This window comes from Nitrosospira multiformis (genome assembly GCF_900103165.1).
GTDB lineage: Bacteria > Pseudomonadota > Gammaproteobacteria > Burkholderiales > Nitrosomonadaceae > Nitrosospira > Nitrosospira multiformis_D.
The window spans coordinates 2,417,506-2,442,443 of sequence record NZ_FNKY01000001.1; the positions used below are offsets into that span (position 1 = coordinate 2,417,506).

Sequence of the window (24,938 nt, forward strand, 5' to 3'; positions counted from 1 at the left end):
ATTGATGCGTTATCTTATCCAAAATCTTCCTGCGCTTCAAGCCGCCGTAAAACCGCAATGCTGCGTAATTCCAGGGAGCGCGTTCATGGCTCCTCCGCCTTCATGGCATTTTTCTGATTGATAAGTCCCGCCATCAGCGCGTTGCCGGTCTCGCCAAAGTAGATGGAATGATAGGGAGAGGGTATTTCGATGCCCTCGCGCTCAAATGCAAGCTTTAGCCGCCGCCGATATTCACGCCCGACACTCCATTGTTTGATCGGCCTGGTGCGTAAACGCCCCTTGATGACCACCGCGAAATCCTGAAAACTATCAACGCCGTATATCTCAACATCCTCCACCATCAGCGGGCCGAACGTTTCATCCTTACGTAACGCCGCGCCCACACTGCGCATGACGGCCATGACTTTATCCATATCTTCCCTGTAAGCCACCCGAATCTCGAACACATACGCCGACCATTCCTGGGTCATATTTGCAAGTGTGGTAATGGTTCCGTTGGGAAATACATGCACGGTACCCGCCTCGTCGCGCAGGACAAGGGTACGGAAATTAACCCGCTCCACCAGCCCACCGGTGCCATTGACAATGGCCACGTCGCCCACCCTGATCTGGTTTTCCAGGATCATGAAAAACCCTGAAATAACATCACGCACCAGATTCTGCGCACCAAAGCCTACGGCGAGACCAACAACGCCCGCGCTTGCGAGAATCGGCGCTATCTCGACATTCAATTCTCTCAAAATCACCAGACCCACTATCACCCAAACGATAATCACCACCGCCTGGCGCAGCAGCCTGATCAGCGTCTCAATACGTTTGGCGGCTTCGGTTGCCATTTCTCCCTGTTCGCTGGCCCTGCTGATCAACGACTGCTGCATCCGGCCCAGTAACAGTTTGATGACTGACAGCAATATCCATGCCGCGAGGCTGATAAACATGATTCGCAGCGTTGCAAACATGAGCGTTTGCCAGTTGAATTGGTGTAAAAATCGGGCAATTAGATCCATTTTTTCACTCCTGATTTATCGATCGCTGAATTCCCTTCGTCCCGCATGATTTGATACGTTAATAGAAAGCCGCTGAATGAGTACGCAGCGACGAGCGTCGCCGATCGGAGGATTTCCCATAACCTGGCGATCGCGGCATATGCCAGATAAACAAATGCGCATACCTGCGCAAAAAAAAATGGGTGACAGGCTGGCGAGATTAGCGAACGATGAGAAGGTGTTATCGTATTATCCAGCATAAAGACGCTTATCTATGTGCGCTAGTTAACGAAGCCTTCAGTACTCTCTTTGCTACACTGAAGGCCGTTAAACTTTCAGCAGGAGCCTTCCATGGATAACGATCTCTTTCTGTTCCCCATTACGGGTTGGGAAATAAAAACAGTACCGGTTGACGGAGTCCTTTCCGTGCGCTTCCCTTTTCTATCTCATGAACGGCAGAAGCTCTCCGAGGCTGATCCAGGCAGGCCCTATGTGATGCATGCGGATCAGGCACGGGAACTCCGGGATGGGCTATCGCGAGCGATCGCCCAAATCGAAAACCAAATGTTCGAATCTGCTGAATCCACGACGGCATTAACCGGCGTGATTATCTATTAACCCAAATCCGGTGATTGAGCACTCATTTATGAGTTCAATTCCATGATTCATAAAGATTTTATGTATCATTTGAGGCTCACCTTCCGGATGAATCCACTACCACTACCGGATTCAGGATTCAGGATTCATAATACGGCTACCTTACGTGGGGTACACTATGCGAGGGGGTTGGCTCGAAGTTTTGAGAGCCGCACTCCTCACATTTTCTTACTTTCTCCCCGAAAGATTATGGCCCTTTATCAGCTTACGTTTTGCTACCCCTATCTGAAAGAGTATGCGGTAACGGTGCGGCATATCCGTGATGAAGTCGAAGCCTTGTCCGGTAACGATTGGCGAGTCGTGACTTCAGGCGAGCATGTATGCGCCATCGTATTTGAGACGAATGTTGAGCCTGAACAACTGGTGAGCACCCTTGGAATTTACGGAAGCGACAATTTTCAATTTCTTCTGACGGAAATTGCTGTGGCTGTGGCGGGATATTTGCCTCCGGATGTCTGGGAATGGGTGGATAGCCGTTTTCCACGAACCTTGAAACTTCTCTGAACCGGGAATACCCCGCATAGCTTGCAACCGCTGGCAGCCTGCCGGCCTTGGAGCCGAAGCGAAAATACGACCGGGAGGACAGATTTTGACGATTTTGAAGCCCAATAGGTAGTTCTATTGGCTAAAAAGCGGCGAAATATGGACTGGCATGATGCTTTAACACCCGCCTTTAGCCGATTTCCTTTAAGTCCAGCACCTGCCAGGCCGCATCAATTGTCAACGCGGGATCGAACAGGACTCCGCGCAGAAACAATCCTTATCCACGCGAGATCCCGGCAAATGCACGGCTTAATCAATGACACCCGAAACCCCCGCCAATCGGCTTGACCGGCCAGTCGACGAGACATACGACCACATACTGGGGCCGCCCGATGCCGAGATCACATTAGTCGAATACGGTAGCTACGCGGACCCTTCCTCCCGCGCCGCCCACGAGCGCGTTGCTGAAATGCGCAATCGCTTCGGCAACCGTTTGCGCTACGTCTTCCGCCACCGGCCGCTGCCCGGTAGCGATATCGCCCGCCGTGCCGCCGAGTTGGTGGAATCATACAGCGATCCGACACGCTTCTGGCATGTGCATGTCGCGCTGATGACCCACGCCGCCACGCTGACCGCGGACGACTTGCACACGATCGCCGCCGACCAGATTCTCGAAGAGAAAAATGCGCCGCGGAACGAAGAGGGCACGCTAGGCGCAAAAGCCCGTGTGGATGCGGATGTGGAGAGCGCCGAGGCCAGTGGCGTCATCGTCACGCCGACATTCTTCATCAATGGCCGACGCTACGATGGCCCCTGGGATGCCAACTCACTTTCGGAAGCAATGCTCGGTTCCCTGGGTCATGTCGTCCATGCGGCCGCGCTGGACTTCGCCAAGTGGGCGCCTTCGACTGGTATTCTGCTGCTGCTGACGACTGCGATTGCCATTGCGCTGAGTAATTCCACCTTCGGTCCGGACTTTAATGAATTCTGGGATCAGCCCTTTGGAATCATCTTTGGCGATGCTGCGTTTGATCTCTCGCTGCGCCATTGGATAAATGACGGGCTGCTGGTTATTTTTTTTCTGGTAGTCGGTCTGGAAATAAAACGCGAATTCACGGTGGGTCATCTCGCCAGCCGTCAATCCGCAATGTTGCCGGTCGCCGCGGCCGTTGGCGGTATGGTGATGCCAGCGCTGGCATATCTATTACTGGTGCCGGAAGGTCCGGAAGGCGCATGGTCGCTGGGATGGGGCGTACCGATGGCGACGGACACCGCATTCGCGGTCGCACTGATTGCCATGATGGGCAGGCGGGTACCCATTGAATTACGCGTTTTTCTGACTGCGGCTGCCATTGTCGACGACATCGGCGCCATTATTGTCGTGGCGATCTTTTATACCGATGAGCTGCGCAGCAACTATCTCGCCGGAGCCGCTGCTATCACGGGATTACTGGCGCTGGTCAACCGGAGCGGCATCTATCGCACCTCACCTTACGTATTCCTGGGAATCGGCCTCTGGACCTGTGTACATTCCAGCGGGATCCATGCGACCCTGGCGGGCATCATTCTCGCACTCTTTATCCCTACTCGTCCGCCACCCAACCTCAGGGCGCTGATGCTGCAAGCCGATGCGATCCTGACAGCGGAAACGAAGCGTGGCAAAGAAGTGATGCGCTATGGCCCGTCCGAACCCTCCCTGGAAGCGTTGGATGCCATCCATGAGCGGCTGGAATCCCCGGCTGAACGCATGCTTCGTCACGTCGCGCCAAGATCGAGCTATGTAGTCCTGCCCCTCTTCGCACTGGTCAATGCCGGTGTGGCGGTCGAGACCGGGGCGCTCGGAGGTCAGACGGCACTCATGTTCGGTACCGCGGTCGCACTGGTGGTTGGGAAACCGCTCGGGTTCGTCGCTGCGGCGGCACTGGCCGTCCGGTTGGGCATCGCAACCAAACCCGCGGCATACTCCTGGCGTCAACTCGCCGGTGCGGGAGCCCTGGCTGGTATCGGCTTCACCATGTCACTTTTCATAGCGAGCCAGGCCTTTGAGCTTGAATCTGATTTCGCCGCCGTCAAAATAGCGATCTTCGCGGGCTCGATCATATCGGCGATCATTGGGACGGCGATATTGTGGAATGCGCGGTCCGATTCCAATTGACTCTTCGCAGGATGGGTGGAGCGTAGCGTAACCCATCAAAAAAACACCACTCTGCATGTCCCGGCAGGCGGAAAGAAGCATCATGGAGGCGTGACGTGGAGGATAGCAAAACGATGGGTTGGGCTTCACTCCACCCGTCCTGCGGCTAATCCGTGTGCCACCGAACAGACCTGACATGATTTCCGGCGCAGGCTGGTGATTTTTCATCAATCAGGGAGGAGCGATCATGACAACGAAGAAAGCATGGGCAGTCTGGCAGGGCAGCATCAAGGATGGCGGCGGCACCATCTCCACCGAAACCGGCGTGTTAAAGGAAGCGCCATATGGATTCAAGTCAAGATTCGAAAACGGCAAAGGCACCAACCCCGAAGAGCTGATTGGCGCCGCACATGCCGGCTGTTTTTCCATGGCGCTATCCCTGATGCTCGGCGAGGCGGGACTAACCCCCGAGAAGATCGAGACGCATGCGGATGTAACGCTGGACAAAGTCGGTGAGGGCTTCGAAATCACCGCAAGCCATCTTACCGTAACGGCAAAGATTCCCGGCGCGGATAAAACGAAATTCGAGGAAATTGCCAACAAGGCAAAAGCGGGATGCCCGGTATCCAAGCTATTCAAGGCGAAAATCACGATGGATGCCAGCCTGGAATCTTAATCTCTTTGTCAAACCGCTGCCCGGTGCTTGGAGGTAAAGTTTGCGCCCTTTCATCAGCACATTGATTTCAGGTAACCCGCCCTGAAACTCAGCCTACCTTAAATCCAAGCGGATCACGGTATACGTGAAGCCACGCAGCACAGCCGTCGCCGCTCATCTACTTGAGACCTCAGCGAGCAGAAAAATGCCCGGCGGAGGATTATTGCCGCCGGGCCAACTCGTCCCGTTACCATAAAGGAAGATTTGTTATCTCCCTTAAGCCGCATCTTACCCCCTTTGACGATATTGCCTATTGGACCGAAGTACAAAGGTGGAGAGACAAAATCAGCAGGATCACAGACTTCAACCCGCAGGTCCATTCAAATAAAGACGGGAAAAATTTTTGAATTGTTCTCTGAAGTGGTCTATAGATAACTAGCAGCCTGCCCGATGAAGATCCCTGAAGGATATGGATGGCCAGATGAAGGAGTTTCGATATGACGGCAAGTAAACCTCAAACCACCGACTTTACCAAAGACGTTCTGGGCCGTTACATCGCGAATGGACTGGATGAAGCCCTGAATAGTACCAGCAAGAACGGGCAGCGGCCAGATGGCACTCCAACCAGCGATGCCCGGCCCTTCGATGTAATAGTGGTCGGCGGCGGCAGCTTCGGACCGGTGTTTGCGCAGCACCTATTCTCGCAAGATAAAACGCACAGTCACCGCATCCTGGTGCTCGATGCCGGTTCGCTGGTGCTGACAGAGCATGTGCAAAACTATCCCCCGATCGGGCTTGGCGTCCCCGGACCCATTGAAACCGACCCATTCGTGCCGCGCGCCGAGATCTGGGGGCTGCCATGGCGCGCGGACCCCGCAAAGGTGCCGGGCGGGTTCCCCGGATTGGCCTATTGTTTCGGGGGACGCTCCCTCTATTTTGGCGGCTGGTCTCCACAATTGCTGGATACCGACACCGATACGGAAATGCCGCCGGACCGGTGGCCCGCCAGCGTGGTGAGTGAACTGAATACCAGGCATTTTGCGGAAGCCGCGCAACAAATCGGTACCGACCAGACGAATGATTTTATCAGCGGCCCCATGCATTATGCGTTGCGCAAGCAATTGTTTGACGGCATCAACGGCAATCAGGTCCCCGAGGCGATCAAGCCGGCTGAACTACCTCTGCACTTGCATGTACCGCCCGCCACATCCGTCGAACATAAGGAACAATGCAAGCTGGAAGCACCCTTGGCGGTCCAGAGCCGCGCGGGTTCCGGGTTCTTTCCCTTCAACAAGTTCAGCGCTGCGCCCCTGCTGATCAAAGCGGCGCGCGCGGCTTCCACCGAGTCGATGCAGACCGTGGGCTACCCGGACGATGTCAAGAAGCGATTCATGGCGGTGCCTCACTGCCGCGTAATCCGGCTCGTCACGGCAATCCAGAACGGGCTTGGGCGGGTGACCGGCGTGGAATGCGAGACTTACCTGCCGGTTTGCGGCGACGGCTTCAATGTACAAAAACAGCGTGTGACAATCCCCGTGGCAGACAGCGGCAACGTCATCATCGCGCTGGGCACCATAGAAAGCGCCCGCCTTGCCCTGCTCTCTTTCCAGGGAATCACGAATTACGGCAGGATAGGCCAGAACCTGATGGCGCACTTGCGTTCCAATCTCACCATCAGCATTCCGCGCACGTCATTGTCCAGTCTCAGCCCGGCGGTGAAAGCGCTACAGGCATCCGCCCTGTTCGTGAAAGGCAGGCACACCTTCGCCGATGATTCGGGCAAGGGTTATTTCCACTTGCAGATTACCGCGGCGGGGCTGGACAAACTCAGCGCCGATTCCGAGGCGGAGCTTTTCAAGAAGATCCCCGATCTGGATAGCGTGCTCCCGTTGCAGGAGGTGAACGACCACACGGTGGTTATTACCATTCGCGGTATTGGCGAAACCCAGGGACAGAATCCGGGCAGCGATATCACATTGACGAGCGAAACCGATGAGGTCGGTATGCAACGCGCATTGGTCGCTTACAATCTCAGTGCAAACGACTTCGAATTATGGGACGCCATGGACAAAGCTTCCGATGACGTAGCTAAGGTATTCGCTGGCGGGCACGATTTTACCGTCTTTACGGCAACCGGTCCCCAGACCGTTGCACCAACGGCGGACTTGAAGCAACTCGTGCCCTATAAACCGGGCCGACAAGGCGGACGCCGCGATGGCATGGGCACCACCCATCATGAGGCGGGACCGCTCTGGATGGGCGACGATCCCGATACTTCCGTCACCAATGCCAATGCCCGTTTCCACTTTGTTGACAATGCGTATGTCGCCGGGCCAGCCCTGTTTCCGACAGTCGGCTCGCCCAATCCGATGCTCACAGGGGTTGCGCTGGCGCGCCGCCTGGCGGAACAATTCACCGTTGCGTCGCTTCACCCTGATGCGGGATTCACCATGCTTTTCGATGGCACAGACGCGGGCAAATGGCGCATGTCGACCATCAGGAATCAGACCAATAATAATCCCGGCGGCCTGCTGCTTGTGGATGGCGCCCTGGAAGCGGTGCCAGGCAATGACTTGGGCATGTTCTGGCATACCGACCCGACACCTCAGGATTTCGTGCTTAAACTTGAGTGGTTGCGCTGGCGCGAGGATGACAATTCCGGTGTGTTCATCCGCTTTCCGCACCCGGATAGCAAAAATTACAACAATACCGCCTATGTCGCAATTGATTTCGGGTTCGAGATCCAGATCGACCAGCTCGCACATCCCGACGGTGCGCCCATTCGCAAGACCGGTGCGATCTACGGCTTCGCCGCGCCTAATGATCCCGATAATCTTCCGGTAAAACCGGTGGGTGAATGGAATGAGTTCGAAATTCATGCCCAGGGACAACACTATACCGTGTTTCTCAATGGCATAATAATCACCGAGTATGACAACTCCGATCCGGCGCGTGGCCAGCCCAGCTCGGGAAGCATACCCAGTTTTATCGGGCTGCAAACCCATACTGGACGGGTCGCATTCCGCAAAATCCAGATTAAACCACTTTAACGAGGTTCATCTTGGCAGGAAATATGCGTGGACTACCAAGACCGATAATTTCAGCCTGCATCTGTCTTGCCTGCATCCTGGGCAGCACTGAAACCTTTTCCGGCCCAGACTCTGGAGCCCTCCCTGGGGCCGCTCCTGGAGTCCCGCAAAAAACGCTTACCATCACAGAGCAATATAATCTTCCCATCGCCGAACTCTCGGGACTCGCCATCGCGCGCACTACAAGAAACAAAGGCGGGAATGGAAGCGTAGAAACAGGCGAGGATGGCATCAACATTTATGCTGTTGGCGACGGCAGCTACGAAATCGCTCGATTTCAGATCGACGCGGCATCAGGCGCGGCCATCATCGATGCGCAGGATGTCGCGGATGTGGTACGCAAGGGTAAAGCGGATGCCTCCCAGTGGGAAGCGATCGCAACGGATGGAAGAGACACGATCTGCATGCTGAGTGAGAACCGCGGCGAAATCACGTGCCTCGACCATCGCCTGGAGCGCCGACGGGGAAGCTTCACGCTGGATGTTTCAAGTATCGGCCACCTCGAGTTGGCCTGGGAGGCACGCCCCAATTCACGCGGCGAGGGGATGATACTCATGAAAAAGGGCCACGTCCTGGTTCTCAAGGAAAAGCACCCCGCGATGCTTGTGGAATTCGGCCCGGAAGGCGACTCCCCGATAGGTTACGGCCCGGCCACTTTCCTGCAAGATAATGAAGAATTCGCCGGATTAAAAACGGATTCCGAGGAACCGATTGTTTACCGCGCAAACCGGGCGATTTTCCCTATTCAACGCAGACTGGTGGCGTTGAAGACATGGGAATTCTCCGAGCGCCTGCGCGAACTCGCCATGGATGCAAGCGAAATCACGCTCGGCCCGGATGGAAGCGTTTACCTGCTCTCGCAGGAAAGCGCCACTCTGATCCGGCTGCAAAAGATTCTGAAGCCAGACGAAGACAAAGTCTCGCTGGATCGCGGCGCGTACTGGAAACTGCCCGCTGGGCTCGAAAAAGCGGAAGGCCTGGTGATTGATGGCGACATGCATCCCTGGATCGGTATCGACATAAAACAGACCAGCAAATTCAATCTCTTCCGGTTGTCCCCTATTGATGCCGCACCTGAATAGCGGAGTGTCCCACGAATCATGGAGTCATTTCAGATTTAAGAATTCAACGCGATTGCGGCCTGCTATCTTTGCTCGATAAAGCGCCTTATCGGCGGCTGCGATGAGCGTGCCCGTATCCTCCCCAATCCGGTCACCGCCCACCGTTACACCCAGGCTTACCGTCATGGAAATTTCCCCAGACCGGCTGTCAACAGGCTCCATGCTGATGGAATTACGAATTTGTTCGGCCAGGATCATCGCATCACTCCCCGTACAGGAGGATACTGTAATGAGAAATTCCTCTCCCCCATAACGCCCGATCCGGTCATGAGGACGCAGTACAAGGCGCATGCGCCGGGCTGCCTCCTGCAATACCGTGTCGCCAGCGGGATGTCCGTAGGTATCGTTGATTCGCTTGAAGTGATCGAGGTCGGCAACCACAACACCGATGCAGGTGCTTTGGCACGCCGCCCGTTCCACCTCTTCTTCCAGGTGATCCATGATTGCGGCACGGTTCCATACTCCGGTAAGGCGGTCGTGCGTGGCCTGGATATGCAGTTTCTTATGCAACGCAAGTATTCGTTCGGCCACCCGCAGCCGGGCCGCCAACTGTTCTTCATCGAACGGCTTGGTGATGAAATCATCGGCACCCGCGTCCATGCCTTCGAGATAACTGCCCTTGCTGTCCAGCGAGGTCAAGAGAATGATGTATGTATATTGCAGACTGGGTTCGGCACGGATCATTTTGCACAATTGTGGACCATCGATATCCGGCATCATCCAATCAGAGATCAGCAGAGAATATTCATCCTGTTTCCAGGTCTCCCAAGCCTTCTGCCCGTTTTCCACCGCCGTTACCGTGTACCCCAGTTTCCTGAGCGTCGCGCCAAACAAAAGGCGCGAGGTGGTATCGTCTTCCGCCATTAATATCTTCATAATCAGACCCTGTCGGACGGAGATTCGGAATGCATATCAAGCGCGGCAATTTCGACCTGTACGCGGCAAAATTCACCTTCGATCTGTTCTATTAACGCGACTGCTCCGGTCGTGTTGCCAGCTTTACCCAGCGCTTCCAGCTGCTGGGCAATATCCGCCATGTGCCGCGCACCGACGCTGCCACTCGCGCCTCTGAGCGCGTGAGCCGTCTTGCGCAGAAGCTCAGCATCGCCCCTATCCAGCGAGTTTCGTAGAATGCCGATGCGCTCAGTGCCCTCGTTCAGGAACGACATGAATATCTCACGAATCAAGGAAGGTTCCGTCGCGTCTCCCAACGCGCGCAGATTTGCAATGACTTCGGCACTCAATGCGGATGAAATATTGGGAGGAGCTGAAGATATCAGGGACGAGGAAGGGTCCGGCGTATCAACGCGGACCGTGTTTTCATTCTCTGCCTGGGTTGGCTGGGCGTCATTTTCCCGTTCCCGGTTTTTCCCTGGCCCCCATCGTTTTAAGGCGGCGGCAAAATCTTCCTGCTTCACCGGTTTACTGATGTAATCATCCATACCCGCGAGCAGGCAATACTCTTGATCTCCGTGCATGGCCTGCGCCGTTACTGCAATGATGGGAAGCCACGATTTTCCGCCGGGCCGGCGGCGAATCGCAGCAGTGGCTTCAAAGCCATCCATTTCCGGCATCTCGCAATCCATGAATACCATTTCGTAGGGATACGCCTCCACCATCTGCATGGCTTCCCTGCCATTGGCGGCGACATCCACATGGCAGCCCAGATTTCTCAGCATCATCGCCCCGACAATCTGATTGGTGACGTTATCCTCCGCCAGAAGCACTCGCATGCCAGTAAATGGGGGATTTGCACTCTCGATTATCTGTTCCTCGCAAACTTCCGGAAGGGGCTGACGATCGCTGATGAGGTCTATGGAGCGGCGGCGGCAGTATGCGTCCCAGACATTTACCAGCGTCGACAATAACTCCGATTGGCGCGCCGGCTTGACCAGGTAGGCCGAAAAACCGATTTTCTTGAGCCGCTCCCTGATATCACCCTCTTGTCCCAGCGAACTTAGCATCACCAGCTGGGTGTCGTGGAGCGAAGGGTCTGTTTTGATGGCGCGGCCCAGACTTTCCCCGTCCATTCCCGGCATTTGATAATCGAGGATGGCGATCTGATAGGGGTCACCGGCGGCATGCGCTCCACGCAGCGCCCGGAGCGCTTCCACACTGGATGCAGCGCTTCCGATGCGCATTCTCCAGACGCGGATTTGCTCTTGCAGCACGAGACGGTTAACCGAGTTATCGTCCACAATCAGTACACGGGCACGTGCCAGTTCCACATGCGGGCTCACGGCGGCCGGTTGATTCTGCTGCAGGGGCAGGCTAAGGGTAAACCAGAACGTTGACCCCATGCCCACACGGCTCTTCGCGGCGATGGTACCCCCCATCAATTTCACTAACTGCTTGCTGATGGCCAGACCCAGGCCTGTGCCTCCATAGCGGCGCGTGGTGGAAGTATCCGCTTGCGTGAATTTATCGAAGAGGCTCTCCAATTTATCTGCCGTGATGCCCAGCCCGCTATCCTCGACACTGATGCGGAGCTTGACCTCATCATCATCGATCGAGTCGGTTTCAACATTGATGAGAACATGACCCTTGTCAGTGAATTTGATGGCATTATTGGTCAAGTTCGTCAATATCTGACGGATACGTCCCATATCCCCGATCACATGGCGTGGCACATCCGGGGGGTAGCGCACGATCACATTCACATCATTCTTTCTCGAGGGTTGCATGGCGATCATGCCCGCTACTTCTTCAACGGCCTGAAGCAAGTCAAACGGAATAGGTGCAATCACCAGTTTACCGGCCTCGATTTTGGAGAAATCGAGAATGTCATTGATAATGGTGAGCAACGTCTCGCCGCTTGCGCGCGCCAAGCCCGCCAACTCGCGCTGCGACGCGGTTAACGAACTATTCAAAAGCAGGCCGATGGTCCCCAGCACGCCATTCATCGGCGTGCGGATTTCATGGCTCATGTTTGCCAGAAATTCGCTCTTGGCACTGCTGGCAGCCTCGGCTGCCAGCCGCGCTTTTTGCAGCTCCATCTCGATAGTCTTCCTTGCGGTGATATCCTGACCGGAAAAGTAAAATTCCTGGGTATCCGGTGTGGTGGTGATATTCCATGAAACCCAGCGGCCAGAACCGTCCTTGCAACTCATCTGGCTTTCAAAGGAAACCGGAATACCCGTGATGAGTTTATCCAGTTCCCGGGTAGTGCTCTCGCGGGAATCGGGGGAGACGAATTCCATGAACGGCCGGGATAGCAATTCCTCCGGTGAGAAACCCAGAACCTTTTCCCAGGCGGGGTTCAAGCGTCTGAAATGACCATCGGAGCCCGAGATGGCAAGAAAATTCAAGGACTGGTCAAAGTAGCGATCGCGTTCCGTTTGCGCGGTGATAAAAGCACGGGAAAGGCTGCCTATCTCGTCGCTGGAATCAATCTCGAATTGAGAGACATGATCCATTTCTCCGATATTCCGGGTTTCGTCTTCGAGCCGAACAAGATTCTGTACTTTTCGCCGCACGACCCGGTAAGAGAGTGCCAGCCAGGCCACGATAAAAGCGAGCGTGAGAAAGACGCCGTATACATAGAAAGTGGTGCGACGTTGGGCGGCTACAATCGCATCGAGCGTGCGGGCATCGAACAGTTCGTAGAACTCGTTCACCTGCTGCATGATTCTGGCCTTCTCGATATGGTAGTTCTCATCATGCAGTATGCGGCGGGCCAACTCGGGGTCAGGGGCTCTCCGTATGTCGAACTGATCGGTTGGGTCCCGAAAGAGTCCTTTCATTGCGTGGAATGCGCTGCGCTCCGATTGCACCAACCGGTTGGAAATATTTTCGGCCTCCGTCAGCTTGGCAAACTCTGCCGCAGTAAATCTGGACTGCTCCATCCGGGTTCGTAAGGAAATCTTCCGAGCTCCCGGACTGGGTTGGAAGCCGGGGTCGCCAATTATGAGATTCCAGTAGCTACGCTCGTAGTGGAGGGGCTGTTCCAGTTCGCCATTGCGGATCGCAAGTATCTGCCAATAGAAACGTTCAAACTTCGGGTCGCCGGTATCCACATAGGCTCGAGCCATAGTGGTCATGTCATCCGTCGACTGACGCAGCTCGTCAGCGACGAGGAAAGAAGTGTAGCGAACACTTTGGACCTCATCGAGTTCCTGCTGCCCGAAGAAGCGAAGTACGATAAAAAACACAAGCAGAGAAAGAAGCACCCCGGTTACGAGGTAAAAGATATGACTCAGTTTCCGGATTGTCATGATTCTTCCTTGGGTACGGGTCCACCGCGCGCAAAAAATTCGGAGCAAGCTGTGCTTGCCGGTAGCGCCCCAGGCCGGGCTTCAATTCGATATTCCACCGCCCCGGATCAACGCAACTGCTGTCGGTATGTGCCGTACGGTCAGGATGGAGCCATGTTCCTTACTTAATGAATGCGCACTACTTTCCAGGCAGATATTGTGACAGCGGACTGGACGCACAATCCACATGCAAGCAGGTTTGCAAATCTGGCAAATCTACCAGATGGCTCGCAAGCTGAACCGCTTCCTTATGCCCGTGATGCAGTCAGCCATTAAATAACAAAGGGCTATTCATGAATAGCTGTAACATTTTACAGGTGTGTTGCGGGATCCTGAATTGGCCCCGTATTGAAGACATAAACCAACTTGTGGACGATGTCGCTGGATATGCAGTCGCCACATCCCCGCGTGCCCCCACGTGCCATGGGCCACGTGAGCAATCCGCAGAGACGCGTCCCGGGCTCTCATCAATCCCATCTATCCACCGGCCGCCTTGCCTGCTCCACCCCAGCCAGCGCTTCCACTCCGGATATGACATCAAATAATTCCTCGTCGATCTTGCTTTGGCGCAGGCGATAAAACATCTGGTGAAGATCCGCGCTCAATTGGTCGATATTCTTTTCGGCGCGCTCCATTGCCGCCAGGCGGCTCGCATTCTCGCTTGCGAGGGACTCAGCGCAGGCGCGGAAAAGTGAGACGAACAGGTACTCTCGAACGAGCGCTTGCAGCGTTGCGGGACTGCCGCCCATTACCTCCGGCAGATTCTTCGTTGGCCAGGGAAGGCTGGCAAGGTCGCGCCGCCAGGCTGCGTCCAGGGGCAGCAGGCGCTGATGGACCGGCGCATACACCGCCCCCGCTCTGGAGCTGTTATAAAAGAGATAAAGCTGCGACATTTCATTCGTGCCCTCCCTTTTCCACTGGACATCGCCGTCTACCTGTTCCGGCACCAGCATTTGAAACAGAATCTGCCCCACCAGCGGGGTGATGGTCCTGATCGAAAGCGGAACAGCGAGAAGCCCCGCCAGCGGCATGCCAGTGAGTGCCAGCCGGTCATGCACGCGCTCGCCTACCGCCCAGATCTTTTTTTTGCCCGGCAGAGCCGCCAGCGTCTGGACGGCATAATCGGCCACGACATCGTTGAATTGACCCACCAGCCCCTGATCCGAGCCAAACACCACCGCGCCCATTATGCCCACATCTTTTTTCCGCCCCGCCGCTCCTGTCGCGGATCCGCTTGTGCGGAAGCAGACGCTCAAACCAAGCTGTACAGTATGATGATACCCATCCAGCGCATGCACCGATTTCTCATATTGTCCAATGCTCGCCGCCGCCAGCGCCTTCATGGTGCTAACCACTGCGCGCAGATCTCTGGCTCCTTCGATTTTCCGGCGCAGGCTCGCGGTGGTATCGCTCATGACGTTTCCTGCCCGGAATCGGCATTGGGTTCGATCTCAAACTCAGCCTCGGGTTCTGGCTCTGGTGCGGGCTGAAATCCGGTCAGTGCCTTGCGGGCGATTCGCAGTACCCATTCGCGATCTTCGTCACTCAGATTTGCGGCGGTTTCGATGCGTGCACGTACCTCGGATGGAATATCCGCCACCGCCTCCCTTATAGCCTGCTCGGCATCCACCATGCGGTCGAGCGGCACATCGTCAAACAGCCTGGCGGTCAGCGCCAGCAGCACGGCAATCTGTTCAGGCACGGCAACCGGGGTGGATTCAGGCTGCTTGAGACAGGCACGGATGCGCCGCCCGTGTTCGATAGTCTCCCGGGTATCCTCATCCAGCCTGGCGCCAAAGCGGGCAAAGGTTTCCAGTTCTTCAAACTGTGCGTAATCAAGCTTCAGATCACCCGCCACCGCGCGGTAAGCACCGCGCTGAGCCTTGCCGCCAACGCGCGAAACGGATTTTCCGGCATCGATGGCGGGCAGCACGCCCAATTCAAATAATGACGGAGAGAGGTAGATCTGGCCATCGGTGATGGAAATCAGGTTGGTGGGAATATAGGCGGAAATATCCTGCGCTTCCGTTTCGACAATCGGCAGCGCGGTCAACGAACCGCCACCAAGCGAGTCGCACAGATGCGTAGCACGCTCCAGCAGGCGCGAATGTATATAAAAAATGTCACCGGGATAAGCTTCGCGCCCCGGCGGCCGGCGCAGCAACAGGGAGAGCTCGCGGTAGGCGCGCGCGTGGTGGGTCAAATCATCGTACACGATCAGAACATCGCGGCCCTGCTCCATGAAATATTCCGCTATGCTGGTCGCGGCATAGGGTGCGATATAGGCGAGGCCGGGAGGGTCGTCGCCTTCCGTTACCACGACGACGGTATACTCCATCGCGCCTTTTTCGCGCAGGGTGGCAACCACTCTTGCGACACCCGATGCACGCTGTCCGATAGCGCAATAAACACACAGTACATTCTGGTCTTGTTGATTGAGTATCGTGTCGAGTGCGATGGCGGTCTTGCCTGTCTGCCGGTCGCCCAGAATCAACTCGCGCTGACCGCGGCCCACAGGGATAAGCGCATCGATAACCTTGATGCCGGTTTGCAGGGGCGCCGTGACGGCTGCGCGGTCCATGATGTGCGGGGCGGTGCGTTCGATCGGCAGGCGCCGGGTGGAAATGACCGGCGCTTTGCCGTCGAGCGGACGCCCCAGTGGATCGACAACTCGTCCGATCAGCTTGTCGCTCACCGGCACATCCATGACGTGCTCTCTGCGCTCGACTTCATCGCCGGTATGCAATTGCGAGTAGTCGTCGAGCAGAATCACACCGATTTCATTTTCCTCAACATTGAATGCTATGCCGTATGAATCACCGGGAAACTTCAGCACTTCCTCGAAACCCACGCCGGGAAGGCCGGACACTTTTGCGATACCGGAGGCGATACTCGTGATAGCGCCTGTCTCGCGCAATGAAAGTTGCGGCGTCCAGGCTTGCCGTGCTTGCGCTATTTGTGCGAATGCACTATCGAAGATACTTTGCAGATTCTTGGCGGGCATTTTCATTGGCTTAACGGAGATTTCAAGTCCGGGGCTTCAATACCGTCACTTTTTCCTGCCCTTTATTTCTTTCCTTAGCGCTACGATCCGTTTCAGATCGGGCTTCAGCATCAGAGCTGGATTCAGATTCCAGCTCGCCTTCAACATGATTTTTCAGCAGTCTGCCTATCTCCTTTTCCAGCGATGAGAGATAACCCGCGATACTCCATGCCACCTTATGTCCATGCGTGACGAGTTCAATGCCGCCGATCAGTTCCGGTTCGGTCGCAAACTGGACGGAAATATCCGCACCCAGGCTTTCCCTGATCACGGCGGCAATCGCCTCCTGCTGCGCCGCGGGCAGATCAAATGCGCTGCGAACCAGAACACTGGCTGCCGTTGCTCCCATTCCCGCCGTTGCCAATACCGCCGGTGCCGATATGGCTGCCGAAGGCGGCGGCGTCCTGATAGTCGAGGCCAGCCGCGCCTTCTCGTTTGGACTCAACTCGCGCATGCGCCCGATAAAGGCTTCCGCGATATGCGCCTCGAGAGTGGTATTGGCGAGATCGGCCAGCACCTTGCGGGCAATGGCGAATACTTCCGTGCCTATTCGCCGGGTGAGCGTTTCGCTCAGGCTTTGGTATTCGCGTCTCAATGCCTCTTCCCGTCTGGTACGCAAGTTATCCGCATCCTCCCGTGCGGCGGCGATCAATCGCCGGCGCTCGGTGCGCGCCTCGGCCGAAGCCTTGCTCAAAAGCGCGGCCCGCTGCTGCTCAAATTCATCATGCTTGTGCTGAAACGCATTTCGCTCTTTCTCAGCTTCCGTTTTTTTCGCATCGGCATCGGCGAGTTCCGCCGCAATCCGCTGCTCTCTCGCATCAAGGGCCTTGAGGATGGGTTTATAAAAAAAGCGCTTCAACAACCATACCAGAATGAGGAAGTTGACGACTTGCGCAATAACGGTGAACCAGTCGATCAGCACGGATTATTTTCCCGCAGCCTGTGCAATAACATGGTTCCAGAAGGGGTTGGCGAAAATGAGGATCATGGAAACCACGAAACAGTAAATGGCCAGCGACTCGATGATCGCCAGGCCGACGAATAACGTGCGGGTGATGGTCGCAGAGGCATCGGGTTGCTGCGCCAGCGATGTCAGCGCCGTGGCAACCGCCTTGCCTTCGCCCAGCGCCGGACCGATCACGCCGACGCTGATCGTCAGACCGGCCGCGAGAATCGATACGATTGCGATGAGGGTCATGCTGTCCATAGTTTCTCCTTATGCTTATGGGTATCTGTAATGATGAATTTGGCTCCGATTCGATTTACGAATTCCCTATGATTCATAGTAGGATGGGTGAAGCAAAGCGCAACCCATCATCCCAGCTTATTCCATATCTCCCCTTATTCCCTATCTCGCAAACCTCGCTAATCAGGTTTGGTTTTGATGGGTTGCGCTTCACTTCACCCATCCTGCAAAATTCATATCCATTCTGCATAAATACTAAGACGGATTCATGAGCATAATCTTTATCATTTGATTTTCTGGCCCTTTCCCGCACCCGGTACTCCGGGTTCCGTCGCGCCATGATTGCGGCGGCTGGCATGATCGGCATGGTCGGAGGTGGCGGCCGCAATATAAACCGTGGCCAGAATACTGAAAATATAAGCCTGCACCATGCCCGTCACCAAGCCGAGCGCGCTCATGACGATCGGAAAGATAAACGGCGTGATGGTCAGCAGGATCGCGAGAATCATCGTTCCGCTCATCATGTTGCCAAACAGGCGAATAGCCAGCGCCAGCGTGCGCGAGAACTCGCCGATGATGTTGAATGGCAGCATGAGGGGCGTCGGTTTGAGATAGGAACGAAGGTAGCCGCCCAATCCCTGCTCTTTTATGCCGTATATCGGCACGGCGATAAAGACGCAGATCGCCAGCGCCGTGGTGGTTGAAAGCGAGCCGGTCGGCGGCTCATAACCGGGAATAATGGTACAGAGGCTTGCCGCCGCGACAAATACAAACAGCGTGCCAAGAAAACCGAAGTATATCTGCGGCTGGCGCAAGCCCACTTCTTTAATCTGGTTGCGGATGGCGATAAAGACGATTTCCAGCAGATTCTGCCAGCGGGAACGTTCCAGCCCGATGGAGAGCTTGCGGGTAATGGCTTTTGAACCCGCGGCCAGCACAAACATCAATACCCAGGTATAAACAATCGTGGCATTCAGCTTCAGGAAGCCATATTCCCAGAAGACGATATGGTCGGGACTAAGGTGCATGGCTGGCCTCCCGCACTGGCTTTCCCGCTGGCGGTTCAGTGGGTAATCCAGCGGGCAAAAACGCGGATAAAGGAACCGGAAGAAGCCGCGTCGCAGCCAGCCGCGCGATGATGAATCCGAGCAGGCCCGCAAGCAGCGTTTTCCAGCCATCCCCCGGCAGGCCCAGCAGAAAATAGAAACCCGTCATGACGACGCCTATCCGCAGCAGCATGCTGCCCATGAACCAGAGACCCGCCCGGCTGGATGAAATGCCGTGGCGCACCGTCCACCACAGGCCGCCGAAGAAAATCGCCCCCAAAAGAATACCCGTCACCACCGCTAATGCCGGACTCCATAATTCACTCATCGCAATTTCTCCTTTTCGGGTTCCTCCCGCTCCTCATGGGTTTCCTTATCTTCCTTGTCTACCCAATACCAGGCATTCACACAGCCGATGATCAGACCGATAAACAACAGCATCAGCGTCCAGGAATGTTTCATGGGGACGTGTTGATCCAGCCAGACACCCAACGCCGCGCCAGCCAGCGTCGGCACCACCACTGACCAGCCCACCAGCCCTATCATACCCAGCCCCGACCAGACCGTCTGGGTACCCCGGCGCCGCGCCTTGAGCTTGCGCGCCGCCCTGACGCCCACCCGCCGGCTTAATTCCGGCTCGCTCCCGCCTGTGATGATTGTCTTTCCAGCTTTTCCCCCCCTCGCTTTCTCCCCCGATTCCTTACTCATGATGAAATTCCGCAAAGCGGCGGATAAAACCGCTTTCCATTTTCGCCACTACCCGTCGCAAGCTCAGCTCCTGCTCATCAAGATTCAGAAACTCATTTTTTACGGTCTCGCGCAAGGTGGCGAGATCGGCTCCTTCTACGGCATTGCGCACCGAAACCAGCACTTCCCCACCCGTTTTTATCAGGATGCCTTCATCGACCGCAGCATAGACTTCGCCCTCTTCTTCTGTCCCGTATATCAGAATTCCCGGTACCAGCGCCGCCACGCAGTCGAGCCGGTTGGGCAGGAGTCCGAACGACCCCTCACCCGTCTCGGCGACAATGCGGGTTATGCCGGTCCTGTCGGTGAAAACCCTGTAGGGCAGAAGAATTTTAAGGTTCATGTGGATTCATGCATAATGCTTACCTCGGAATCTGGCTTTGGACCCGGATTCAAACCGGGCTGCGGCTTTACCCGCACCTTTGTAATTTTCACCTCATCAACCGTCCCGATCATATATAGCGCCCGCTCCGGAACATCCTTGAACTCATCCTGGAGAATGCGTTCGCAGCCATCCAGCGCATCCTTGAGACTGACGAGCTTTCCCTTGATGCCGGTAAACTGCTCCGTAGTAAAAAAAGGCTGGGTAAAGAAGCGCTCCAGCCGCCGCGCGCAAGCCACCACATTACGGTCTTCCGGAGACAGCTGTTCCAGTCCGAGCATGGCGATGATGTCCTTGAGTTCCGCATATTGCGCGAGCGTGCGCCGGATCTCCTGCGCGATCCGGTAATGCCGCTCGCCGGTAACACCCGGTGTCGCCATTTTGGAATTGGATTGCAACGGATCGATAGCCGGATACAACCCCTCGCTGGCGCGTTTGCGCGAAAGTACGATGGATGCGGAAAGGTGGGAAAAAGCGTGGACGGCTGCAGGATCGGTGAAATCATCCGCTGGAACATACACCGCCTGAATCGACGTGATCGCACCGGTATCGGTATTGGCAATACGTTCTTCCAGCTGTGCCAGTTCCGTGCTCATCGTCGGCTGATACCCCAGGCGCGACGGCATCTGGCCCATCAACCCGGACACCTCCATACCCGCCTGGATGAAACGGAAAATATTGTCCACCAGCAGTAATACATCACGATGCTCGTCATCGCGAAAATACTCAGCCATGGTCAGCGCCGCATGACCCACGCGAAACCTCGCGCCGGGAGGCTCATTCATCTGGCCGAAGACCATCACCATGTTTTCCAGCACCCCTGCCGCTTTCATGTCGCGATAGAGTTCCTCCCCTTCGCGGCAGCGTTCGCCTATGCCACAAAAAATGCTGACTCCCTCATGCTGCCCGGCCACATTGTGGATCATTTCGGTAAGCAATATCGTCTTGCCCACACCCGCGCCACCAAGCAGGCCCGCTTTCCCCCCTCGCTCCAGGGGCATCAGCACATCGATGATCTTGATACCCGTCTCAAAAATCTCGGATTTGGTGGAACGCCGCGCCAACGGGGGTGACGAATGATGGACGCTACGCCATTCTACGTTTATGGGCGCCGGCTGCCGGTCGATAGGATTGCCGAAAACGTCGAATACACGCGAGAGAGTGGCGTTACCTACCGGCACCATCAGCGGCCCGTGCGTATCCGTAACCGGCATGCCCCGTGCAAGACCCTGCGTGGGTGTCAGCGCGATCCCCCGCACGTTATGCCCGTCGAGCTGGGACAACACCTCGATAACTATTTTCCCTTGCTGCCCGGTGCGCAATAATGAGTGGATAGGCGGCACGCGATTTTCAAATCGTATGTCCACGATGCCTCCGCGCACGGAAACAACGGAACCGAGTTCTGAAAAAGCAGCAGTCGCAGTATTCATGTGTCCCCGGCAGTCAAGGCGATGATCCTAAATCCGGTAGTTGGACGGGGTGAAGTGCGCAGTTTTTGGGGTACAGGGCAAGGCGCAACGACGCGGAATGGTCGTTCCATTCCAAGGAGTTGCAACGCAGCCATGTGCCGCAAAAACTGTGCAATTCACTCCGTAGCGGCCTCACCCAGGAGGCGAGAGTCAAATAACAGGAAATATTGCTATTAATCATAATACTGATCTATTAAATCAGCGATCAACTACCGGATTTAGGATGAGATAACTACATACTTTATGTATAGCATGCTTAATACGATAGTTATAGTTTCGCAGGGTTAGCGCGACGTAACCCAACGAAAAGCTGCGATGAAATCCTGTCCTGTTCCAAACACGATGGCCGAAATTTTTTATTCGCTGTATTCTTATATCTTCCCCATCAATGAGAACGAAAAATGGGCATCTATGCGGTAACGGCGGTGGGAGCGGGTGCGGCCTTGGGGGCATGGCTGCGCTGGTGGTTTGGCATCATCCTGAATCCGGTATTTCCCACCCTTCCTTTCGGCACTCTGGCTGCCAATTTAACCGGCGGTTATCTCGTCGGCATGGCGGTTGAATATTTTCATCACAACACGATGCTGCCACCCGAAGCACGGCTGTTCGCCATCACCGGATTTCTTGGCGGATTGACCACTTTTTCCACTTTTTCCGCTGAAACAGTTACGCTGTTGTTGCGCGAGCAATATGGCTGGGCTTGCGTTATCATTTTTTTACATCTGGCAGGTTCCATTGCCATGACGATACTGGGAATAGTGACGATCAAATGGCTGGCGCAGTCCTAGCAGCCTGTCGGACTTGAAGAATCGAAGCGAAAAAAATGGTTGGGCGAGGACAGATTTTGACGATTTTGCAGGCCAATAGTTGTTCTATTGGTCAAAAAAGCGGCGAAATATGGACCGGCCAGATCAATAAGAAAGAATAATGAGGGAGTAAACAGGAGTAAGTGGGAGATCAACATGCAAGGCATATTTCTCAAATTCTTTGTGGGCGAATACCGTGAACACGGCGGCATACTCTTATACGAGTGGCTGCTGGAGCGCGCAAAAAAATGCGGCTTTCGCGGTGGCACGGCCATACGCGCGATAGCCGGATTCGGCCGGCACGGCATACTGCACGAGGAAACATTTCTTGAGCTTGCGGCGGATCTTCCGGTAGAAGTGAGTTTTGTCCTGAACGAAGAGGAAGCCAAGCGCTTTCTGGAGTTATTGCAAGCAGAAAACCTGGACCTGTTTTATGTCAAATTCCCCGTCGAGTATGGATTTTTGCCGGCGTGACGGCAGATTGCTTTCATTCGTCTCAATTCCATACCACTGCCAACAGACGGGGTTGGCACAGCCCAATCCGCAATTTAGCCAGAATTTAGCCGATCACCCCATCCGCTGAGTCCAGCGTTAGTCCAATACCGGAATACGCCCTAGCGCGCTACCACGTTGAAAGCAGACTATCCCGCAATACCTGTAAGATCTTACAGCTATCCGGGAATGCCGTTTAATTATCTAATCGTGGTGACACAACAACCAGAATAAGGCTCCTCCCATGCAAAATGATGAATTGCGGCCATTATCCATGTCCCGCCGTGAGTTTCTGAAAACAACGGCTGCCGCCGCTACCGTCGTGGGCGCGGCCACCCTTCCATTTGGCAATCTCCATGCGCAAGCACCTGCAAAGTACCGGCGCCTGAACATTTCAAGTCCCGAGGCGAAACGGTCCATCGAGAGCTACAAAAAGGCGATCCGCGCGATGCTTGCGCTGCCGCCTTCCGATCCGCGTAATTGGTATCGCCTCGCCCTGACCCACACAATGGACTGCCCGCATGGCAATTGGTGGTTCCTGGTATGGCATCGCGGCTATATCGGTTGGTTCGAGCAAATTTGCCGGGAACTCAGCGGCGACCCGGCCTTCGCACTGCCCTACTGGGATTGGAGCGAGAATACGGACCCGCGAAATCCATTCCGGCCAAGCGTCCCCGCCGTCATGTTCGATGACGTGCTTACACCCACCGATCCTGCTTATATCGCGCACTTCGATGAATTCCACGCCCGCTACCGGGATGTCATGGCAAAGGCGGATTATTGGAAGCGCATCTACAAACCCAATGGCGAATTTGACGATGGAACACAATATGGCCAGCTCCTCGCTCGCGGCATCCGCACGCCCGATGACCTCTGGTTCGACATCATCAATGATCCGAGAGGCGCCTTCTTTTTTGATCGAGCCCATGCGCGCGGCGTGACAAAAGCGAAGCCGCAGCTCGATGGCAAAACGGCAAAGGCCGTTTCCCTGCAAACCCTGCTGGATGCACTCGCGCCACGCGATTTCCTCACGTTTGCCAGCCCCAAAACAATAGGCCACAGCGGGTTGACCGGCTTCGGCGTTCTGGAGGGGCAGCCGCACAACAGAGTACATAATTGTGTGGGCGGCATTTTTACCGATCCCGGCGGCAACACCACTAACAGCGGCGGATTCATGCAAGCCAACCTGTCGCCCGTCGATCCCCTCTTTTTCCTGCATCACTCGAATATCGACCGGTTGTGGGACGTATGGACCCGTAAGCAACAGGCGCGCGGATATCCTGTTCTGCCGGAAGGTTCGGATCTTGACACGTGGTCTGCGGAGCCTTTCGTGTTCTTTGTCGATTCGAAGGGACGGCCGGTAAGCAAAACGACTGCCGGCAACTATGCCACGATCGGCGATTTCAATTACGATTATCAGCCGGGATCGGGTGAACAAGTGGTGCCGACGGCCCTGGCCGCCGGAGCGCTCAAGGCAAAGGCTACCCGGATCGAGCGTTTCAGCGCACAAATTACCCGCCCGCCGGCAAGCACAACCGGGACAGCGAGCGGCGCCGTGATGATTCCGCACGCACTGCTCCAGGCGGCAACGGAACCGGAGGCACCGAGGCTTTTCGCACAGGTAACGATCGCTCTTCCTCCGCTGGCGCATGGCCGCGATTTCACCGTTCTGGTCAATGCACCGGCCAGCGCGACTGGGGCCGACCCTTCAAGTCCGCACTATGCAGGTACGCTCTCGATGTTCGGTCATCACATCGTGCACGCACCCGTCACCTTCACCATACCATTATCGGGTGCGCTCGCCGCGATACATGAAGGTAAACTCCTGAAAGCAGATGCGCCGCTGGATATCCGGATCGTGCCGGAGCAGATGGCCATGCACCGGGCGCTGGCGGCGAAGCCCGGCATGGAAACAAAGGCCGAAGTCCTTTCCATCGTGGTGGAAGCGCATTGACCGGGAGAATCATGTACCGGCAGTGGCCTGGCCTTGCATCGATCATTATTGTATTGGCATTTTCCGCCGCATGCGTAAGCTGCACGAAGGCTGAAGGTGATTCCCAGCAGGGGGTGATCGAGCTGGCGCTGACCCGTCCCGCGACTCCTCAGGAGGCGGTATGGGTGCAGGTCCGCGCGGGCAAGCTTCCGCGGGGAACGGAGATCCGTGTCAGCACACGCAAAGGAATATTGCTCGGTACCGTCTCGCCTTTTGGTGCGCAGCCGGGGCAAGAGGCCGTCACACACACTATTCCCCTTCCCCAAAGCGTCATTGTAAATAACCGCGTGCAATTGCGCCTTACGGTCGATGCACCCGGCACGCCCGCACGCTCACCGCAACCGGGCGAGGTGGAAAGCATCAATCTGATTTATGTGCCGATTAGCTTCTAGTCCG

General features: G+C 55.8%; 22 protein-coding genes. 10 read left to right on the forward strand and 12 right to left on the reverse strand.

All coding sequences use genetic code 11. The features are described from left to right. Positions 1-83: 83 nt before the first annotated feature. Positions 84-1,007, reverse strand: a complete 924-nt coding sequence (locus tag BLR00_RS10895) for a mechanosensitive ion channel family protein (protein ID WP_074632483.1) — start codon at positions 1,005-1,007, stop codon at positions 84-86. Between the two features lie 330 nt (positions 1,008-1,337). Between BLR00_RS10895 and BLR00_RS10905 the strand changes: the two genes are divergently transcribed. From BLR00_RS10905 to BLR00_RS10930, 6 genes are all read left to right on the forward strand, one after another. Continuing rightward, a complete protein-coding gene (locus BLR00_RS10905) occupies positions 1,338-1,604 on the forward strand; it encodes a hypothetical protein (protein WP_074632489.1) in 267 nt (88 codons plus the stop codon). Between the two features lie 228 nt (positions 1,605-1,832). After that, positions 1,833-2,147, forward strand: coding sequence for a hypothetical protein (locus tag BLR00_RS10910; protein ID WP_074632492.1), 315 nt, complete (start codon positions 1,833-1,835; stop codon positions 2,145-2,147). 295 nt (positions 2,148-2,442) lie between these two features. Beyond that, positions 2,443-4,281: a Na+/H+ antiporter NhaA gene (gene nhaA / locus BLR00_RS10915; protein WP_074632495.1), complete on the forward strand. Its 1,839-nt coding sequence runs from the start codon at positions 2,443-2,445 to the stop codon at positions 4,279-4,281. A 226-nt stretch (positions 4,282-4,507) separates the two neighbouring features. Further along, complete coding sequence (locus tag BLR00_RS10920) at positions 4,508-4,936, forward strand: OsmC family protein (protein WP_074632498.1); 429 nt, start codon at positions 4,508-4,510, stop codon at positions 4,934-4,936. Between the two features lie 476 nt (positions 4,937-5,412). Continuing rightward, positions 5,413-7,965, forward strand: a complete 2,553-nt coding sequence (locus BLR00_RS10925) for a 3-keto-alpha-glucoside-1,2-lyase-like domain-containing protein (protein ID WP_074632501.1) — start codon at positions 5,413-5,415, stop codon at positions 7,963-7,965. Positions 7,966-7,988: 23 nt separating this feature from the next. Further along, the gene (locus BLR00_RS10930) at positions 7,989-9,086 is read left to right on the forward strand and encodes a hypothetical protein (RefSeq protein ID WP_074632504.1); all 1,098 of its coding nucleotides are present in this window, start codon (positions 7,989-7,991) and stop codon (positions 9,084-9,086) included. 24 nt (positions 9,087-9,110) lie between these two features. On the opposite strand, the gene BLR00_RS10935 is transcribed toward BLR00_RS10930, so the two are convergent. From BLR00_RS10935 to atpD, 11 genes are all read right to left on the reverse strand, one after another. Beyond that, on the reverse strand, positions 9,111-10,001 hold the full coding sequence (locus BLR00_RS10935) for a GGDEF domain-containing response regulator (protein WP_074632506.1): 891 nt from the start codon (positions 9,999-10,001) through the stop codon (positions 9,111-9,113). Positions 10,002-10,003: 2 nt separating this feature from the next. Then, complete coding sequence (locus BLR00_RS10940; RefSeq protein WP_074632508.1) at positions 10,004-13,339, reverse strand: hybrid sensor histidine kinase/response regulator; 3,336 nt, start codon at positions 13,337-13,339, stop codon at positions 10,004-10,006. A 506-nt stretch (positions 13,340-13,845) separates the two neighbouring features. Next, positions 13,846-14,793, reverse strand: a complete 948-nt coding sequence (locus BLR00_RS10945) for a F0F1 ATP synthase subunit gamma (RefSeq protein ID WP_074632510.1) — start codon at positions 14,791-14,793, stop codon at positions 13,846-13,848. Continuing rightward, entirely contained in the window at positions 14,790-16,382 is a 1,593-nt protein-coding gene (locus tag BLR00_RS10950; RefSeq protein WP_107797589.1) for an alternate F1F0 ATPase, F1 subunit alpha, read from the reverse strand. Before BLR00_RS10950 ends, BLR00_RS10945 begins: the two co-directional genes overlap by 4 nt. Positions 16,383-16,404: 22 nt before the next feature. Next, the gene (locus BLR00_RS10955) at positions 16,405-17,343 is read right to left on the reverse strand and encodes a F0F1 ATP synthase subunit delta (protein WP_074632513.1); all 939 of its coding nucleotides are present in this window, start codon (positions 17,341-17,343) and stop codon (positions 16,405-16,407) included. 3 nt (positions 17,344-17,346) lie between these two features. Next, positions 17,347-17,628: a F0F1 ATP synthase subunit C gene (locus tag BLR00_RS10960; protein ID WP_074632515.1), complete on the reverse strand. Its 282-nt coding sequence runs from the start codon at positions 17,626-17,628 to the stop codon at positions 17,347-17,349. A 263-nt stretch (positions 17,629-17,891) separates the two neighbouring features. Beyond that, a complete protein-coding gene (locus BLR00_RS10965; protein WP_074632518.1) occupies positions 17,892-18,635 on the reverse strand; it encodes a F0F1 ATP synthase subunit A in 744 nt (247 codons plus the stop codon). Continuing rightward, the gene (locus tag BLR00_RS10970; RefSeq protein ID WP_074632520.1) at positions 18,625-18,981 is read right to left on the reverse strand and encodes an ATP synthase subunit I; all 357 of its coding nucleotides are present in this window, start codon (positions 18,979-18,981) and stop codon (positions 18,625-18,627) included. The genes BLR00_RS10965 and BLR00_RS10970 overlap by 11 nt, the downstream gene beginning before the upstream one ends. After that, on the reverse strand, positions 18,978-19,361 hold the full coding sequence (locus BLR00_RS10975; RefSeq protein WP_081346731.1) for an AtpZ/AtpI family protein: 384 nt from the start codon (positions 19,359-19,361) through the stop codon (positions 18,978-18,980). Before BLR00_RS10975 ends, BLR00_RS10970 begins: the two co-directional genes overlap by 4 nt. Next, on the reverse strand, positions 19,354-19,743 hold the full coding sequence (locus tag BLR00_RS10980) for a F0F1 ATP synthase subunit epsilon (protein WP_074632521.1): 390 nt from the start codon (positions 19,741-19,743) through the stop codon (positions 19,354-19,356). Before BLR00_RS10980 ends, BLR00_RS10975 begins: the two co-directional genes overlap by 8 nt. Next, complete coding sequence (atpD, locus tag BLR00_RS10985) at positions 19,740-21,212, reverse strand: F0F1 ATP synthase subunit beta (RefSeq protein WP_074632523.1); 1,473 nt, start codon at positions 21,210-21,212, stop codon at positions 19,740-19,742. The genes BLR00_RS10980 and atpD overlap by 4 nt, the downstream gene beginning before the upstream one ends. 440 nt (positions 21,213-21,652) lie before the next feature. On the opposite strand from atpD, the gene crcB reads away from it, so the two are divergent. The 4 genes from crcB (at position 21,653) to BLR00_RS11010 (ending at position 24,934) form a co-directional block, all read left to right on the forward strand. Then, complete coding sequence (gene crcB / locus BLR00_RS10990) at positions 21,653-22,039, forward strand: fluoride efflux transporter CrcB (protein ID WP_074632526.1); 387 nt, start codon at positions 21,653-21,655, stop codon at positions 22,037-22,039. A 174-nt stretch (positions 22,040-22,213) separates the two neighbouring features. Continuing rightward, complete coding sequence (locus BLR00_RS11000; RefSeq protein WP_074632531.1) at positions 22,214-22,531, forward strand: DUF190 domain-containing protein; 318 nt, start codon at positions 22,214-22,216, stop codon at positions 22,529-22,531. Positions 22,532-22,793: 262 nt separating this feature from the next. After that, complete coding sequence (locus tag BLR00_RS11005; protein ID WP_074632533.1) at positions 22,794-24,503, forward strand: tyrosinase family protein; 1,710 nt, start codon at positions 22,794-22,796, stop codon at positions 24,501-24,503. Positions 24,504-24,514: 11 nt separating this feature from the next. Beyond that, positions 24,515-24,934: a hypothetical protein gene (locus tag BLR00_RS11010; protein ID WP_074632536.1), complete on the forward strand. Its 420-nt coding sequence runs from the start codon at positions 24,515-24,517 to the stop codon at positions 24,932-24,934. Positions 24,935-24,938: the final 4 nt, after the last annotated feature.